The sequence below is a fragment of the Bradyrhizobium sp. 45 genome, assembly GCF_023073155.1.
GTDB lineage: Bacteria > Pseudomonadota > Alphaproteobacteria > Rhizobiales > Xanthobacteraceae > Bradyrhizobium > Bradyrhizobium canariense_D.
Map to the genome: position 1 here is coordinate 31495 of NZ_JADPIX010000143.1, position 17797 is coordinate 49291.

The window sequence follows — 17797 nt, forward strand, 5'->3', positions numbered from 1 at the left end:
GCGGAATCGGTGCATTTTTCTCAGAGATTGCTCTCGGTGATCGCAGCGTAGACCATGCTGCGCAGCTCGCGCCGGAGCGGGTAGGCGCTCGACGGCAGCACCTGCGTCATGAAGATGGTGATCAATTCTTCGGCCGGGTCGATCCAGAACGAAGTCGTGGCCGCGCCGCCCCAATTGTATTCACCGGGGCTGCCGGCGACCAGCGTCTCGGCCGGGCGCATCGTCACGGCGAAGCCGAGGCCGAAGCCGATGCCGTTGTAGGCGGCTTCCGCGAACAGCGAGCGCGACACTTCCGGCAGCGAGCGTCCACCCGGAATGTGGTTGGTCGTCATCAGCGCCAGCGTCTTCGGCCCGATCAACCTGACGCCGCCGAGTTCGCCGCCATTGAGCAGCGCACGGCAGAAGGTGAGATAGTCGGCCGTCGTCGAGCACAGCCCGCCGCCACCTGAGATCAGGGACGGCGGCGACAGGAACGAGCTCTTGGTTGGATCATCCTGCAACGTCAGGCCCTCGCGGCGCTGGCCGGCATGGAAGGTCATGCCGCCACCCGGGTCGGCCGAGTAACAGGCAGCGAACCGGTGGGCCTTGGAAGCCGGCACGTGGAAATCAGTGTCGGTCATGCCGAGTGGATCGAGGATGCGTTGTTTCAGGAACTGCTCGAAGGGGATGCCGGAGATCTTGCCGACGAGGTAGCCGAGCACGTCGGTCGAAACCGAGTAGTTCCAGGCCTCGCCCGGCGAGAACTCCAGCGGAATTTTTGCGAGGCTCTCGATCATGGTCTGGAGCGTGCCCGATTTCTCGACCTCGCCGATCTTTTCAGCGCGGTAAGCGGCATCGACGTTCGAGCGCTGCTGGAAGCCATAGGTGAGGCCGGAGGTGTGGCGCAGGAGATCGACGATCAGCATCGGCCGCGACGGCGGACGGGTCAGGAAGGATGGCGCGGTGCCGGCGACGAACACGCCGAGATCCTTCCATTCCGGAATGTACTTGGCGACGGGCTCATCGATCGCGACGAGGCCTTGCTCGACCAGCATCATGAAGGCGACGCTGGTGAGCGGCTTGGTCATGGAATAGATGCGGTAGATGGTGTCGTCCTTGACGGGCAGCTTGCGCTCGACGTCGGAAAATCCCTGCACCGAGCTGTGGGCGATCTTGCCACGGCGATAGACCAGGAGATGCGTGCCCGGGAAGCGGCCGGCATCGATGTACCGGCTCTTCAGATGCGCGTCGACGCGGTCGAGCGCGGCCTTGGACATGCCGACGGATTCGGGCGAGGCGGGGGTGGGAGCAAGCATCAGTTCCTCCGGGCAGTTTGTCCGACGTTGATAGCCGATATGGCGGTCTCATTCCAACCCGGTCGCGCTTAACCCCGGCCGCCTGTTTGGTGTAGGCTCCAGCGTGGACGCCTCCAAGCAGCCCAAGAGATCCCTAACGGGCCAATGAGAAAACGCAGGCAAACGCACCATGACCCAGTTCAACGAGACCGAACTCACCGAAGCCGTCGTCCGGAGTTTTGACCAGACACCCGATCCGCGCGCGAAATTCCTACTCCAGGAATTGGTGAAGTCGCTGCACGATTACGTGAGCAAGACCGGCCTCACCTTCGAGGAGTGGGAATACGCCATCGATTTCCTGACCCGCACCGGCCAGAAATGCACGGACACCCGGCAGGAATTCATCCTGCTGTCCGACGTGCTCGGCGTCTCCATGCTGGTCGACGCGGTCAACCACCGCGAGCGCGAGGGCGCCACCCAGACCACCGTGCTCGGGCCGTTTTATGTCGGCGAGCACAAGGTGACCGCGCACGGCACCGACATCTCTCCGAACAATCAAACCGGCGAACGGATGTTCGTGCAGAGCCGTGTCACCGATCTCAAGGGCAAGCCGCTCGCGAATGTCCCCGTCGACGTCTGGCACGCCGACGATGACGGCTTCTACGACTCGCAGAAGCCGAACTATGACGAGGTCGGCGCCTCGGCGCGGGCGCGCTTCATCACCGACAGCGATGGCCGCTTCTTCTTCCGCACCATCTTGCCGTGCAGCTACCCGATCCCGACCGACGGCCCGGTCGGCGAGATGATCGTGCAGACCAACCGTCACCCGATGCGCCCGGCGCATGTGCACTTCCTGGTCAATGCCAAGGGCTACGAGCCGCTGATCACCCACGTCTTCATGGACGGCGACAAATATCTGGATTCCGACGTGGTGTTCGGCGTGAAGGACGACCTCGTCGCCAAGGTCGAGCCGCGCAACGATCTCGAGCTGCCCGACGGCACCAAGGCGAACGGGCGATGGCACCTGATGACCTACGAATTCCACCTCAAGCCCGGCGGCGGCATGGCGCCGAAGCCGCTGGGGACGAAGGCGGAGGAGCACGCCTGACCGTCAGGCGCGAGCAGCGCGCGCCGCCCGCTCATCTCCCGATAAACGCCGCCAGCTCGTCAGGCGTCCCCATCGGAAAGGCTTCTTTCATGAAGTCGAGGAAGGCGGAGACGCGCGCGCTCAACAGCCGGCGCGATGGATAGAGCGTCCATAACGCGATCTCTGGTCCGTCGATGTCGCCCCAATGCACCAGCGTGCCGGCAGCCAGGTCGTGACTGACCAGTGATACCGGAAGGCGTGCGGCGCCGACGCCCGCCCGGACCGCGTCGCGAACCATGACGAGCGATGACAGGCGCAGGACCGGATCAATCGCGATGCGCGACCTTCCACTGGGCATCGTGACTTCCCAGCTTGTCAGCTGGTCGCCCGCTCCGCGCATGACAGCCGGCACAGCGATGCCGTCCCTCGGTCGTTTCAGGTCCGGGCTTGCCACGACCACCAGCCGATCGCGCAGAAAGATTCGTCCGACAAGGCTGTCATCCGGATCGGGATTGACCCGAATGACGAGGTCATACCCTTCCTCCACCATGTCGACGGAGCGATCTTCCGTCGTGACCTCAAGACGGATCTCCGGATATCTGAGCGCGAACCCAGCCGCGAGGTTTCCCATTGCAGTCTGCGAGAACAGCAAGGGCGCGCTGATCCGCAAGCGCCCCCGCGGCCTGTCCCCACCCGACGCGATCGCTGTCGCCGTCTCGTCGAGCTCTGTGAGCAAGGCTCCCGTCCGCTCGTAAAGGGCACGTCCTTCCTGCGTGAGTTTCAGGGCCCGCGCGCCACGCTCGAACAGGCGGAGGTCAAGCGCGGCTTCCAGCTCGGCGACCCGCCGGGACAGGGTGGCTTTCGGGCGTCCGGCGGCCCGCGCGGCCCGTCCGAACCCGCCGTGCCGGGCGACAAGATTGAAATCGGCGAGTGCGAGCAGGTCCATTGTTCCACCAGTGAGACGGTCTGTCCAGATATAGCGGCTATCGGTTCGTTTGTGGATCGCTAATTTCCGGGTGTCTTCTGACCAACCCGGAGTGATCTCCATGACCATCCTCGTTACCGGTGCAACCGGCACCGTCGGCCGCCACGTCGTCGAACAGCTCGTCAAGCGCGGCGCCGATGTCCGTGCTCTCGCCCGCGATCCAGCCAAGGCAAACCTCCCGGCAGGCGTCACCGTCGTGCAGGGCGACCTGCTCGACGTCGACTCGCTCCGCAGCGCATTCAAGGGCGTCTCGACCCTGTTCCTGCTCAACGCAGTGGTGCCGGATGAATTCACGCAAGCGCTGATCGCGCTCAACGTCGCCCGCGAGGCTGGCGTCGAGCGAGTCGTGTACCTCTCGGTGATCCACAGCGATCGTTACGTGAACGTCCCGCACTTTGCCGGCAAGTTCGGCGTCGAGCGGATGATCGAGCAGATGGGCTTCAACGCCACCATCCTGCGCCCGGCGTACTTCATGAACAACGACGTCACGATCAAGGACGTGGTGACCGGATACGGCATCTATCCGATGCCGATCGGGAGCAAGGGGCTCGCCATGATCGATGCGCGCGACATCGGCGAGATCGCGGCCCTCGAGCTCATCCGTCGTGAGCGCGCCGCATCACCGCTTCCGCTCACGCGCATCAATCTCGTCGGTCCTGATACGCTGACCGGCGCGAAAGCCGCCGCGGTCTGGTCGGAGGTGCTGGGCCGCACGGTCGCCTATCCCGGTGACGATACCGCCGGCTTCGAGAAGAATCTCCGGCAGTTCATGCCGAGCTGGATGGCCTACGACATGCGGCTGATGAGCGAGCGTTTCCTCACCGAGGGAATGGTCCCCGAAGCCGGCGACGTCGAGCGTCTGACCGCGTTGTTGGGCCGCCCCCTGCGCTCCTATCGCGACTTCGTCTCCGAAATCGCGGCCTCTGCCTGACGGCATGGGCACGTCCCCATCACGACAACGAGGACTCCTATCATGACCTCTTCAATCGCCACTGTTCCGGCGGATCCGCAAGGTGCGACGAAGATATTGGTGCTTGGAGCGACCGGTGCCACCGGTCGCCTGATCGTCAACCAGGCGGTGGCGCGAGGCTACGACGTCACCGTGCTGGTGCGTTCCGCCGAGAAGGCACGTGACATCACGGGGGCGAAGCTTATCGTCGGAGACGCCCGCGATGAAACAGCCCTGCGCGCAGCCCTCAAAGGCCGTGAGGCCGTGGTCAGTGCGCTGGGTACACCGGTAAGCCCGTTCCGCGAGGTGACGCTTCTCTCGACCGCGACGCGCGCACTCGTGAGCGCGATGAAGGCCGAGCAGGTCTCGCGGCTGGTTTGCATCACCGGAATGGGCGCCGGCGACAGTGCCGGGCACGGCGGCTTTGTCGCCGACAATGTGATCTTTCCGCTTCTCCTGAAGAAGGTGTACACCGACAAGGACCGGCAGGAAGCAATCGTCAAAGACAGCGGGCTGGACTGGGTCCTGGTTCGCCCCTCGATCCTGAACAACAAGCCCGGCCGCGGCTCGGTCCGGGCCCTGACGGATCTTTCGGGCTTCCATGGCGGTAGCATCGCGCGCGAAGACGTTGCGACATTCGTGCTGGATCAAGTGCGCGCCGATACCTGGCTGCATCGGTCTCCGCTGATCACGTGGTGATGCTTTGCGTGGCGACACCCGGATCAGCGCGCGTGCAACATCGCAAGCAGGACCACGACGACGCAGGCGAGCGCCGCCGTGGTCAATTTCCAGAACATCAGCGGGCTGCGCTCCAAGAGCGGCGTGATCCGCGTGTCGAGATAGGCCGGATTGGGTGTGCGAAGCTCGAAGACGAATTCGGACAGATCCTCGTGCCGCTTGTAGGGATCCGGATGCAGCGCACGTCTGAGCGCGCCGTCGACCCAGGCGGGCACGTTGCTGTCGTCATCGGCCGGGCGGTATTTGAGCCTCCGCACGTCCGCCTTGCGCCGGATCCTGGCGATTTGGGTGCCATAGGGAAGCTTTCCCGTCAGCATCTGGTAACAGATCACGGCGAGCGAAAACATGTCGGAGCGCGGCGAGCCGCCTTGCCCAAGAAAATATTCCGGCGCCGTGTACTGGACCGTTCCCAGAATTTCGTCGGTCTCGTCCTGCGGGGCGGCTTCCGCGACGCCTGCCACCTTGACCGATCCGAAGTCGATGATCTTCGCGGTGCCGGTCTTGTCGATCAGGATGTTGTCGGGCCTGAGGTCCTGATGCAGCATTTCCATGCGGTGGAAGGCGCGCAGGCCCGCGGCGATTTGCTCGACCAGTCCGCGCACGGTTTCGAGATCGGGGCGCGGATTGTCCGTCATCCATTGCCGCAAGGTCTGACCTTCGACGAATTCGGTCGCGACGTAGAGGTAACCGCGCCGTTTCGACTGCGACAGCGGCTTCAGCACGTGCGGGCTGTCGATCCGGCGCGCGATCCACTCCTCCATCAGGAAGCGCTTCAGGTAGGCGGCATTGTCGCGCAAATCGATCGACGGAAGCTTCAGCGCGACCGGCTCCTCGGTCACTGCGTCGACGGCAAGGTAGATATGGCTGCGGCTGCTGGCGTGGATTTCGCGGACGATTCTGTAGCCGTCGAAGATGGCCCGCGGCTCCGGCAGCGGGGGAAGCGGCAGCTGGGAGGTCTGGTTGAAGATGCCGGCCGGCTCGCGCTGCGGCACCGCATCGATGCGGAGGATCTGGACTGTGATGTTGTCGTCGCTGCCGCGCCGGTAGGCTTCCTCGACGATCGCCTTCGCCGCTCCGTCGAGCTCGGCTGCATGGTCGCTGAGCGCACTCGTGACAAAACGCGCGTCGACGAATTCATAGGCGCCGTCGGTCGCCAGCAGGAACGTGTCGCCAGTCTCGATCTCGAAACTCTGGTAGTCGATCTCGAGCTGCGGATTGATCCCGAGCGCACGGCCGAGATAGGTCTGCTCCGAGGACACGATGATCCGGTGATCGTCGGTCAGCTGTTCGAGCGCCTTGCCGGCCACGCGGTAGACGCGACAGTCGCCGACGTGGAAGATGTGCGCGGTGGTCGCCTTGATGACCATGGCGCTCAGCGTGCAGACATAACCCTTGTCGCGGTCATAGGCATATTGGCTCTTGCGCGTCTGCGCGTGCAGCCAGGAATTGGTCGCGTCCAGCACGCGGCGGGCGGAGGTCTTCACCGTCCAGGATTCCGAGGTGCAGTAATAGTCCATGAGGAAGCTCTTGACCGCCGACTCGCTGGCGATCTGGCTCACCGTGCTGCTGGAGATGCCGTCGGCGAGGACGGCTGCAATGCCCTTCAGGCTGAGCATCGGCTCGTCCGGAACGAGGACGCCGTGAAAATCCTGGTTGATGGGCTTGCGACCCTTGTCGGAATGCTGGCCGACCGAGATCTGAAGTCCGCGGGTCATCGTCATCACCGGCAAAGGGGAGCCTCACCCTGATCGGGCGAGGCTCTCCTGTCGAGACGTATCAGGCCGCGACGCGGGGCGACGTGGCCTTGCCGGCCTGGCGCTTCGGCTTGGTCATGACGTGCGTGGCGTAGAGGGTCATGCCGGTGAAGGCGAGGCCGCCGACGAGGTTGCCGAGCACGGTCGGGATCTCGTTCCAGATCAGGTAATCCATGATCGAGAATTTTGCGTGCAGCATCAGGCCCGACGGGAACAGGAACATGTTCACGACGGAATGCTCGAACACCATGTAGAAGAACACCAGGATCGGCATCCACATCGCGATGACCTTGCCGGGGACCGAGGTCGAGATCATGGCGCCGACCACGCCGGTCGAGACCATCCAGTTGCAAAGCATGCCGCGCAGGAACAGCGTCGCCATGCCGGCCGCGCCATGCGCAGCGTAGCCCAGCGTTCGGCCTTCGCCGATATTGCCGATCGCGGTGCCGATCTTATCGGGGTCCTGCGTGAAGCCGAAGGTCGTGACGAAAGCCATCATGAAGGCCACGGTGAAGGCGCCGGCGAAGTTGCCGACGAAGACGAGGCCCCAGTTGCGCAAGACGCCACCGATGGTGACGCCGGGGCGCTTGTCGATCAGGGCGAGCGGGGAGAGCACGAACACGCCGGTCAGGAGGTCGAAGCCCAGCAGATACAGCATGACGAAGCCGACCGGGAACAGCAGCGCGCCGATCAGCGGCTGCCCCGTGTTCACGTTGATCGTGACGGCGAACCATGCCGCGAGCGCCAGGATGGCGCCGGCCATGTAGGCGCGGATGATGGTATCCCGGGTGGACATGAAGACTTTGGACTCGCCCGCATCCACCATCTTGGTGACGAATTCCGAAGGCGCGAGATACGACATCGATGGTTCCTTTTGCTTCCTAAGAAAGAGATCTCGCCCTCCTGCGAGAGCGATTGAACGTCACTGCCCGTGCGGGCTGACCTGCCGCGCACGAGGCGATGGAGAGTTGGAAGCCTTTGGGATTGCGTCACGACGACCGAGCCGAGGAGGGCCGCGAAGCAGTTGAGCTTCCGGGATGCAGCCGCCAGCGCCTGCATCAATGCGGCAAAGCCGCAGTCTTCATTGACGTAAATGGAGAAGCAAGTTGCGTGCCGTGTGCTGGGCTCATAAAAAAGCAAGCAACATCAATCTGATAGAGCTTTGGCTGCCCCGGCTTTTGCGCTTGATGCGGCCTTTTGCTTGAGCTGCTGCACAACTGTTGTGCGCCGCACAAATATTGAGCAAGCCGCAAATTTCGCGAGCGGAACGGGCCTGCGACAGACTGGCGCGCTGCCTGTAGCGTGTTGATCTTTCGAGATTTTCTGCGTTGTGGCGCTTGGCATGAAGCTTGAATAGTTCCAGGCCGACGCCATTGAAGCCGTCCCGCGAGACTTCTCATCCGAATTGCCGACGCCACCAGACGGGGGTCTCCCCGTCGCGCGTTCGCATGCGCTGCTTCAGGCGTCACCGGACCGGATGGGCTGCTCGTGTGCACTGACGCAATCATTCTGCAACGACGCAAAGGACGATACCGCCTATGACCAAGCGCACCCGCCGGCCGTCGGACACTGGCCTCAGCCGCCGTCAATTGTTGAAGGCCGCCGGCTCGACCGCCGCACTCCTGGCCGCCGTAAAACTGAATTTCCCCGCCGGCGCGTTCGCGCAGGACGCCGGCCCCGAGGTCAAGGGCGCCAAGCTCGGCTTCATTGCGCTGAGCGATGCCGGCCCGTTGTTCGTCGCCAAGGACAAGGGCCTGTTCGCCAAATACGGCATGCCCGACACCGACGTGCAGAAGCAAGCCTCCTGGGGCACCACGCGGGACAATCTCGTGCTCGGCTCCGAAGGCAACGGCATCGACGGGGCGCATATCCTGACCCCGATGCCGTATCTGATCTCGGCCGGCAAGGTGACGCAGAACAATCAGCCAACGCCGATGTACATCCTGGCGCGGCTCAATCTCGACAGCCAGTGCATCTCCGTCGCCAACGAATATGCCGACCTGAAGCTCGGCGTCGACGCCACGCCCTTCAAGGCGGCGCTGGAGAAGAAGAAGGCCTCGGGCAAGGCCGTGAAGGCCGCGATGACCTTCCCCGGCGGCACGCATGACCTCTGGATCCGTTACTGGCTCGCCGCCGGCGGGATCGATCCCGACAAGGACATCGAGACCATCGTGGTGCCGCCGCCGCAGATGGTGGCCAACATGAAGGTCGGCACCATGGATTGCTTCTGCGTCGGCGAGCCCTGGAATCTGCAATTGATCCATCAGAACATCGGCTACACCGCCATCAACACCGGCGAACTCTGGAACAAGCATCCGGAAAAATCCTTCGGCATGCGCGCCGCCTTCGTCGATAAATATCCAAAGGCCTCGAAGGCGCTGCTGATGGCGGTGATGGAAGCGCAGCAATGGTCGGACAAGGCCGAGAACAAGGCCGAGCTTGCCGCCATCATGGGCAAGCGGCAGTGGATGAACTGCCCCGTCGAAGACGTGCTCGACCGCACCGCTGGCAAGTTCGACTACGGCATCCCGGGCAAGGTGGTCGAGAACTCCCCGCACATCATGAAGTATTGGCGCGACTTCGCCTCCTATCCGTTCCAGAGCCACGACCTCTGGTTCCTCACGGAGGACATCCGCTGGGGCAAGTACGAGGCGAATTTCGACACCAAGGCGCTGATCGCCAAGGTCAACCGCGAGGACATGTGGCGCGATGCGGCCAAGACGCTCGGCGTCGCAAGTGCGGAGATCCCGGCCTCTACGTCGCGCGGCAAGGAGACCTTCTTCGACGGCAAGGTGTTCGATCCGGAAAATCCCGCTGCCTATCTGAAGTCGCTCGCGATCAAGCGCGTCGAAGTCTGATGGCGCCAGCGGCCGCCTCCGGGCGGCCGCATCGTCTTTTGCAGCCGGAGAGATATTGCGATGAACATGCCCGCCACGAAGATCGAGGTTGAGACCGCGAAGCCTGCGAGCGCTGCCGCGCCGGTCGTCGCGATGACACCGAAGCGGCCGCCGCGATCGGAGACTTACGCGCGGATGGCGCGGGAGACCGCCGTGCGCGTCATCCCGCCGCTCGTCGTGGTCGCGTTGCTCATGCTGATATGGGAGCTGGTCTGCCGTCGCGCCGGCTCGGCGCTGCCGCCGCCGTCAAAAGTCTTCAAGGACACCAAGGAGCTGATCCTCGATCCGTTCTTCGACCATGGCGGCATCGACAAGGGTCTGTTCTGGCATCTCTCCGCCAGTCTCCAGCGCGTCGCGCTCGGCTATTCGCTCTCCGCCATCGCCGGCATCGCGCTCGGCGTCCTAGTCGGCCAGTCGGTCTGGGCCATGCGCGGGCTCGATCCGCTGTTCCAGGTCTTGCGCACGATCCCACCGCTGGCCTGGCTGCCGCTTTCGCTCGCGGCCTTCCGTGACGGCCAGCCGTCGGCGATCTTCGTCATCTTCATTACCTCGGTCTGGCCGATCATCATCAACACCGCGGTCGGCATCCGCAACATTCCGCAGGACTATCGCAACGTCGCCGCAGTGGTGCAGCTCAACCCGCTCGAGTTCTTTGCCAAGATCATGATCCCTGCCGCCGCGCCCTACATCTTCACGGGACTTCGCATCGGCATCGGCCTGTCATGGCTCGCGATCGTCGCCGCGGAAATGCTGATCGGCGGCGTCGGCATCGGCTTCTTCATCTGGGACGCCTGGAACTCCTCGCATATCAGCGAAATCATCCTGGCGCTGTTCTATGTCGGCATCATCGGCTTCGTGCTCGACCGCCTGATCGCAGGCGCCGGCAAGATCGTCACCCGCGGCACCGCGCTGAATTAAAGGGGAAGCACATGACCGCTTATCTGAAGCTCGACCACGTCGACAAGATTTTCACCCGCGGCGCAGCCTCCACGGAGGTGCTGAAGGATATCAATCTCACCATCGACAAGGGCGAATACGTCTCGATCATCGGCCATTCCGGTTGCGGCAAGTCGACCCTGCTCAACATCATCGCAGGCCTGACCAACGCCACCATGGGCGGCGTGCTGCTCGAGAACCGCGAGGTGAACTCGCCGGGACCGGATCGCGCGGTGGTGTTCCAGAACCACAGCCTGTTGCCATGGCTGACCGTGTACGAGAACGTCCGGCTCGGCGTCGACAAGGTCTTCGCCAAGACCAAGAAGCGCGCCGAACGCGACGCCTGGGTCATGCACAATCTCAACCTCGTGCAGATGGCCCATGCCAAGGACAAGCGGCCCTCGGAAATCTCCGGCGGCATGAAGCAACGCGTCGGCATTGCCCGCGCGCTTGCCATGGAGCCGAAAGTATTGCTGCTCGACGAGCCTTTCGGCGCGCTCGACGCACTGACCCGCGCGCATTTGCAGGATTCGGTGATGGCGCTGCATCAGAAGCTCGGCAACACCATTCTGATGATCACCCACGACGTCGACGAGGCGGTGCTGCTGTCCGATCGCATCGTCATGATGACGAATGGGCCGAGCGCGCGCATCGGCGAGGTGCTGGAGGTGCCGCTGGCGCGGCCGCGCAAGCGGCTCGAACTCGCGACCAACGTCACTTACCTGAAGTGCCGGCAGCGCGTGCTCGAATTCCTCTATGAGCGTCATCGCTTCGTCGAAGCCGCGTAGGCGCGTCACCAACAGGTGCTCACGCAACGCCTAATTTTGAATCATCAAGCTCAATCCTTGTGCGGCGCACAGGGATTGAGCGAATCGCAAAATTTGCGTGCGAAATAGTGCTGCAAGAATTTGGGGCACGACGAACAAGCTCCTGAATTTCCTGCGTTTCCGGAATGCGCGCAGTTGGCACGGAAATTGAAACACCGACCGCGACGCCAACGACGACGTCCCTCAACATCATCAATCAGCATCGTGAACTCGCCACCGGGGCTTGGCCTCGGCGCGCGCCTCCGTGGCCGGAGGCTGAGCCTGCAACGACGCAGCGGTGAGGCAAGAAGGGATACTCAATGACGAAGAATCCAACCTGGATTTCAGACTGGCGCCCCGAAGATGAGGCGTTCTGGAATGCGACCGGCAAGACTATCGCGCGACGCAACCTGATCTGGTCGATCGTGGCCGAACATATCGGCTTCTCGGTCTGGCTGATCTGGAGCATCGTCACCACCAAGCTGCCGCAGGCGGGCTTCCACTACACCACCGACCAGCTGTTCCAGCTCGTCGCGGTGCCCGGGCTGATCGGCGCGTTGATGCGCTTTCCCTACACCTTCGCGGTGACGACCTTCGGCGGGCGCAACTGGACCATCTTCAGCGCGGCGATCCTGCTCATTCCGACGCTTTCGCTGGCCTATTTCGTCGGCCAGCCCGACACGCCGTTCTGGCTGATGCTGCTGATTGCCTCGACCGCCGGTCTCGGTGGCGGCAATTTTGCCTCCAGCATGACGAACATCTCGTTCTTCTTCCCCGACCGGATGAAGGGGTGGGCGCTCGGACTGAATGCGGCCGGCGGCAATATCGGCGTCTCCAGCGTGCAGCTCCTGACCCCGATCCTGATGACGCTCGCCGTCATCAACCTGTTCCAGGCATCGCCCGTCGACGGCGTCTTCCTCCAGAACGCCGGCCTGATGTGGGTGCTGCCGATCGCGATCGCGGTGTTCGGCGCAGTGTTCTTCATGAACAACCTGACCACGGCCAAGTCGTCGATCAAGAACCAGCTCGCCGTGGTCAGGCGCAAGCACACCTGGATCATGGCGTATCTCTATATCGGCACGTTCGGCTCCTTCATCGGCTACTCGGCTGCATTTCCGCTGTTGATCAAGACCCAGTTCCCGCAAGTGACGATTGCGATCGCGTTCCTGGGGCCGCTGGTCGGCTCGCTGTCGCGGCCGCTCGGCGGCTGGCTTGCCGACAGGATCGGCGGCTCGGTCATCACGTTCTGGAATTTCATTGTCATGGCAGGCGCGACGATCGGCGTGCTCTACTTCGTCGGGCACAAGGATTTCATCGGCTTTCTGTCGATGTTCCTGGTCCTGTTCGTGACGACGGGCATCGGCAACGGCTCGACCTACCGCATGATCCCCTCGATCTTCCGCGAGCAGAACTTGTTCAGGGTGCGCGGCAAGGGCGATGCGGAGCGCGCGGTCGCCTTGAAGACGGCGAGCATCGAGAGCGGTGCTGCGGTCGGCTTCATCGGCGCGGTCGGCGCCGTTGGCGGCTATCTGATCCCGACCGGGTTCGGCAAGTCGATCGCGCTGACCGGCGGGCCGCAGCTCGCGCTCGCGATCTATCTCGGCTTCTACGCCTCCTGCCTCGCGCTGACCTGGTGGTTCTATCTGCGTCGCAGCCCGCAGGGCGAAGGCGCGTCAAGCCTCGCCGGCGCGCGTGTCTAATACTTGGTACGAATCTCGCTTCTCCCCATACGCGGGGAGAAGCATTGCCCGACAGTTTGACAATGAACCTGGTTCGCAATGGCGCGCACCAAGGCAAACCCAACAGGCAGGAGAACATCATGACGCCGGAACAGATCACCCTCGTGCAGCAGAGCTTTGCCAAGGTCGCGCCGATTTCCGCGCAGGCCGCGGTGCTGTTCTACGATCGCCTGTTCGAGGTGGCGCCATCCGTGCGCGCGATGTTCCCCGAGGACATGACCGAGCAGCGCAAGAAGCTGATGGGCATGCTCGCCGCCGTCGTCGGCGGTCTGTCGAATCTGGACTCGATTCTTCCGGCGGCCTCCGCGCTTGCGAAGCGTCACGTCGGCTACGGCGCCAAGGCCGAGCACTACCCCGTGGTCGGCGCGACCTTGCTGTGGACCCTGGAGAAGGGCCTTGGCGAGGCCTGGACGCCCGAACTCGCTACCGCCTGGACCGACGCCTACGGCGTGTTGTCCGGCTACATGATGTCCGAGGCCTACGGCGCACAGTCGCAGGCCGCTGAATAGGAGATGCGTTGTGAGTGAACCGCTGGTCATTGTCGGAAACGGTATGGCGGCCGCGCGTCTGGTCGACGAGCTCGCCAAGACCGCACTCGGCCGCTACGCGGTCGCCGTCATCGGCGAAGAGCCGCGGCTCGCTTACAACCGTGTTCTGCTCTCCTCCGTGCTGGCCGGCGAGACCGGCTCGCACGAGATCGAGCTCCGACCCGCCGACTGGTGGCGCCATCGCGGTGTCACGGTGCGCTACGGCTATCGGGTCACCGAGATCGACACCGGCCGACGCGAGCTCAAGATCGAAGGCGAAGAGAGCATGGAATATTCCAAGCTCGTGCTCGCCGTCGGCTCGACGCCGCTACGGCTCAACGTGCCCGGCGCCGATCTCGCCGGCGTGCACACCTTTCGCGATACCCGCGACGTCGACCTGCTGCTGACGCTCGCGGCCGCCAGGAAGCGCGTCGTCGTGGTCGGCGGTGGTCTGCTCGGACTCGAAGCGGCCTACGGCCTCGCCAAGGCCGGAGCGCCGGTGACGCTGCTGCACCTGATGGACCGGCTGATGGAGCGCCAGCTCGATGCCTCCGCCGCGGACCTGCTCAAGACACTGGTCGAGCGCAAGGGCATTCGCATCCTGCTCAATGCATCCACAGCGCGCATCCACGGCGAAGGTCATGTCCAAGCGGTCGAGCTTGCCGACGGCAGCCGCATCGAGGCCGATGCGGTGATTTTCGCCGCCGGCATCAGGCCCAACATTGCGCTCGCAAAGGACGCCGGCATCGCAGTCAACCGCGGCATCGTCGTCAACGACGAGATGCAGACGGTGTCACCCGATATCTATGCGCTTGGCGAATGCGCCGAGCATCGCGGCACCTGCTACGGCCTCGTCGAGCCTGCCTACGAGCAGGCGCGCGTGCTGGCGCGGCATCTCGCGGGCCGTCCCGCGGCCTATCAGGGCAGCGTGGTCTCGACCAATCTGAAGGTGTCGGGCGTCAGCGTATTCTCCGCGGGCGACTTCATGGGCGGGGAGGGCAGCGAGAGCCTCGTGCTGTCAGACCGCAGGCGCGGCACCTACAAGAAGCTCGTCATCTCCGACGGCCGGCTCACCGGCGCGGTGCTGATCGGCGATACCGTCGATGCGCTCTGGTATCTCGAACTGATCCGCAATCGTGACAAGGTGGCGGCGATCCGCACCGACATGATGTTCGGCCGCGCGCTCGCGCGTCCCTCCAAAGCGGCTTGATTGAGGCGGCTCGATATGACGGCGATCGACCCCACGCTCCGCGCTACCAAAACGACCTGTCCGTATTGCTGCGGCGTGCTGGCGACGCCAGACGGCAAGGGCGGCGCGGCGATCGCGGGCGATCCCGATCATCCTGCCAATTTCGGCCGGCTGTGCTCCAAGGGCTCGGCGCTCGGCGAGACGGTCGGGCTCGAAAGCCGGCTGCTCTATCCGATGATCCGCTGCAAGGGCGTGCTCGAACGCGTCGCCTGGAGCGATGCGCTCGATCACGTCGCCCACCGCATGCAGCACATCGTCGCGCGCGACGGCGCCGACGCGGTCGCATTCTATCTCTCGGGCCAGCTGCTGACCGAGGACTATTACGTCGCCAACAAGCTGATGAAGGGCTTTGTCGGCACTGCGAACGTCGACACCAATTCGCGGCTCTGCATGTCGTCATCGGTCGCCGGTCACCGCCGCGCCTTCGGCGCCGACACCGTGCCCGGCTGCTACGAGGATCTCGACCAGGCCGATCTTCTGGTGTTCGTCGGCTCGAATGCCGCCTGGTGCCATCCCGTGCTGTTCCAGCGCATGCTGAAGAACCGGCAGGAGCGCGGCGCGCGCATGATCGTGATCGATCCGCGCCGCACCGACACCGCGACCGACGTCGATCTGTTCCTCGGCCTCAAGCCCGGCACCGACACGGCGTTGTTCTCCGGCCTGTTCGTTCACCTCGCCGACAATGGTGCCCTGGATCAGGACTACATCGGGCAAAACACGTCGGGCTTTGACGACGCGCTGGCGCGCGCACGCAGCATCGCCGGCAGCATCACCGCGACCGCACTGGCGACCGGCCTCTCCGAGCAGGACGTTGCCACCTTCTTCAAGATGTTCCGTGACACGCCCCGCGTCGTCACGCTGTACTCGCAGGGTGTCAATCAGTCGGCGCAGGGCACCGACAAGGTCAACGCGATCCTGAACTGCCATCTCGCCACGGGGCGCATCGGCAAGCCCGGTGCCTCGCCGTTCTCGCTCACCGGCCAGCCCAACGCGATGGGCGGCCGCGAGGTCGGCGGCCTCGCCAACCAGCTCGCCGCACACATGAACTTCACGCCGCCGGACATCGATCGCGTGCGGCGGTTCTGGAAGGCGCCGCGTATCGCGACCCATGAAGGGTTGAAGGCGGTGCAGCTGTTCGAAGCCATCAACCGCGGCGAGGTTAAGGCGCTGTGGGTGATGGGCACCAACCCCGCAGTGTCGCTGCCCGACGCGGACTTCGTGCGCGAGGCGCTGAAGAAGCTCGAGCTGTTCGTGGTCTCCGAGAACGTGCTCTCCAACGACACGGTCGATGCTGGCCCGCACGTGCTGCTGCCCGCGCTCGCCTGGGGCGAGAAGTCGGGCACCGTGACCAATTCCGAGCGCCGGATCTCGCGCCAGCGTTCGTTCCTGCCGGCGCCCGGCGAGGCGCGGCCGGACTGGTGGATCCTGAGCGAAACCGCAAAACGCCTCGGCTTCGGCGACAGTTTTAATTACAAATCCGCAGCCGACATCTTTCGCGAGCACGCCGCGCTCTCGGCGTTCGAGAACGATGGCAGCCGCGACTTCGATATCGGCGCGCTGACCTCGCTGTCCGACGAGGGCTTCGACGCGTTGAAGCCCGTGCAGTGGCCCGCGCCCGAAGGCCAGGCGCCCGGCGAGCGCTTCTTCGCGGCCGGCGGGTTCTTCACCAATGACGGCAAGGGCCGCTTCGTCGCGCCGGAGGTGCCGGCGCTGCGCGGCGAGACCGGGCCGTCGCGGCCGCTGCGGCTCAACACCGGGCGCATCCGCGACCAGTGGCACACCATGACGCGCACGGGCCTCAGCCAGCGGCTCGGCGCGCATCTGCCCGAGCCGTTCGTCGAGATTCATCCCGATGACGCCGGCAGATACAACGTCGTTCATGACGGCTATGCCCGCATCACCACCGACTACGGCCAGTGCACCCTCAAGGTCGTCGTCAGCGACCACCAGCAGCGCGGCACGCTGTTCGCGCCGATCCACTGGAGTGCGATGAACGCCTCGCACGGTCGCGTCGGGGCGCTGGTCGCACCGTTCACCGATCCGTTCTCGGGGCAGCCGGAGTCGAAGGCGACACCGGCGGCGATTTCGCCTTATGAATACGTCTTCCGCGGCTTTGCGTTGTCGCGCAAGCAGCTGGAGCTGCCACCGAACCTGATGTGGACCCGCGTCACTGTTACCGGCGGCTTCGGCTACCTCTTCGCCGACAATGCGGACCTGTCGCGCTGGCCGACCTGGCTCGGTGGCGTTGCCGGCGAGGACGTCGCCGACTATCGCGACCTCGGCGGCGGCGTTTATCGCGCGGCCTCGTTTGCCGGCGACCGCATCGAAACCTGCCTGTTCGTCGGCCCCGCGCATGATGCCGGGGACTGGGAGGTGGTGAAGAGCCTGTTCGTGGCCGACCACGTCACCGATGAGCAGCGGCGCATGCTGCTGTCCGGCAAGTCGAGCGAGGGCGCGGCTTCGACCGGTCCTGTCGTCTGTGCCTGCTTCGGCGTCGGCCGCGGCACCATCTGCGACACCATCGCCGCAGGCGCGCGCACAGCCGCCGAGATCGGCGCAAAGCTCAAGGCCGGCACCAATTGCGGCTCCTGCATCCCCGAGCTGAAGCGCCTGATCGCGACGACCGAAATTGCGCCGGCGAAGCATGCCAAGCACGCGGTCGCGGCGGGGTAGGGGCGACTTTCTCGGTCGTCGCGCATACTCCGCCGTCATCGCCCGGCTTGACCGGGCGATCCAGTACGCCGAGACGCCTGTGATCAAGCGCTAAGGCCACTGCGTACTGGATTCCCTGCTTTCGCGGGGAATGACAGCGAGGGCGGGGCGCTATGCTTCGGCCCAATCGACGCACGCCTCATT

At 64.3% G+C, this 17797-nt stretch carries 14 protein-coding genes; 10 read left to right on the forward strand and 4 right to left on the reverse strand.

The genetic code is table 11. From position 1 onward, the window contains the following. Window positions 1–20: 20 nt before the first annotated feature. Window positions 21–1295 (reverse strand): serine hydrolase domain-containing protein, encoded by a 1275-nt coding sequence (locus tag IVB42_RS32725; RefSeq protein ID WP_247394478.1) that lies wholly within the window; start codon window positions 1293–1295, stop codon window positions 21–23. A 169-nt stretch (window positions 1296–1464) separates the two neighbouring features. On the opposite strand from IVB42_RS32725, the gene IVB42_RS32730 reads away from it, so the two are divergent. Next, window positions 1465–2382, forward strand: a complete 918-nt coding sequence (locus IVB42_RS32730; RefSeq protein ID WP_247394474.1) for an intradiol ring-cleavage dioxygenase — start codon at window positions 1465–1467, stop codon at window positions 2380–2382. Window positions 2383–2413: 31 nt separating this feature from the next. Here the strand turns inward: IVB42_RS32730 and IVB42_RS32735 are convergent, their stop codons facing one another. Continuing rightward, window positions 2414–3307, reverse strand: coding sequence for a LysR family transcriptional regulator (locus tag IVB42_RS32735; RefSeq protein WP_247394698.1), 894 nt, complete (start codon window positions 3305–3307; stop codon window positions 2414–2416). Window positions 3308–3407: 100 nt separating this feature from the next. Between IVB42_RS32735 and IVB42_RS32740 the strand changes: the two genes are divergently transcribed. After that, complete coding sequence (locus tag IVB42_RS32740; RefSeq protein ID WP_247394472.1) at window positions 3408–4277, forward strand: NmrA/HSCARG family protein; 870 nt, start codon at window positions 3408–3410, stop codon at window positions 4275–4277. A 42-nt stretch (window positions 4278–4319) separates the two neighbouring features. Further along, window positions 4320–4994 (forward strand): SDR family oxidoreductase, encoded by a 675-nt coding sequence (locus IVB42_RS32745; RefSeq protein ID WP_247300278.1) that lies wholly within the window; start codon window positions 4320–4322, stop codon window positions 4992–4994. A 23-nt stretch (window positions 4995–5017) separates the two neighbouring features. Here the strand turns inward: IVB42_RS32745 and IVB42_RS32750 are convergent, their stop codons facing one another. Together IVB42_RS32750 and IVB42_RS32755 are read right to left on the reverse strand one after the other, a co-directional pair. After that, window positions 5018–6754, reverse strand: a complete 1737-nt coding sequence (locus IVB42_RS32750; RefSeq protein ID WP_247300324.1) for a bifunctional protein-serine/threonine kinase/phosphatase — start codon at window positions 6752–6754, stop codon at window positions 5018–5020. A 55-nt stretch (window positions 6755–6809) separates the two neighbouring features. Next, window positions 6810–7649 carry a formate/nitrite transporter family protein gene (locus tag IVB42_RS32755; protein ID WP_018457093.1) on the reverse strand — a complete coding sequence of 280 codons (840 nt, stop codon included), beginning with the start codon at window positions 7647–7649 and terminating at the stop codon, window positions 6810–6812. 676 nt (window positions 7650–8325) lie between these two features. Between IVB42_RS32755 and IVB42_RS32760 the strand changes: the two genes are divergently transcribed. From IVB42_RS32760 to IVB42_RS32790, 7 genes are all read left to right on the forward strand, one after another. Further along, the gene (locus tag IVB42_RS32760) at window positions 8326–9645 is read left to right on the forward strand and encodes a CmpA/NrtA family ABC transporter substrate-binding protein (RefSeq protein ID WP_085352121.1); all 1320 of its coding nucleotides are present in this window, start codon (window positions 8326–8328) and stop codon (window positions 9643–9645) included. 60 nt (window positions 9646–9705) lie between these two features. Beyond that, a complete protein-coding gene (gene ntrB / locus IVB42_RS32765) occupies window positions 9706–10602 on the forward strand; it encodes a nitrate ABC transporter permease (protein ID WP_085352122.1) in 897 nt (298 codons plus the stop codon). 11 nt (window positions 10603–10613) lie between these two features. Then, window positions 10614–11408 carry an ABC transporter ATP-binding protein gene (locus IVB42_RS32770; protein ID WP_085352123.1) on the forward strand — a complete coding sequence of 265 codons (795 nt, stop codon included), beginning with the start codon at window positions 10614–10616 and terminating at the stop codon, window positions 11406–11408. A gap of 338 nt (window positions 11409–11746) precedes the next feature. Next, window positions 11747–13126, forward strand: coding sequence for an MFS transporter (locus IVB42_RS32775; protein WP_018457089.1), 1380 nt, complete (start codon window positions 11747–11749; stop codon window positions 13124–13126). 119 nt (window positions 13127–13245) lie between these two features. Next, entirely contained in the window at window positions 13246–13674 is a 429-nt protein-coding gene (locus tag IVB42_RS32780) for a globin family protein (protein ID WP_026233298.1), read from the forward strand. A gap of 10 nt (window positions 13675–13684) precedes the next feature. Beyond that, window positions 13685–14902 carry an FAD-dependent oxidoreductase gene (locus tag IVB42_RS32785; protein ID WP_346659072.1) on the forward strand — a complete coding sequence of 406 codons (1218 nt, stop codon included), beginning with the start codon at window positions 13685–13687 and terminating at the stop codon, window positions 14900–14902. A gap of 15 nt (window positions 14903–14917) precedes the next feature. Continuing rightward, window positions 14918–17614 carry a nitrate reductase gene (locus IVB42_RS32790; protein ID WP_247471850.1) on the forward strand — a complete coding sequence of 899 codons (2697 nt, stop codon included), beginning with the start codon at window positions 14918–14920 and terminating at the stop codon, window positions 17612–17614. Window positions 17615–17797: the final 183 nt, after the last annotated feature.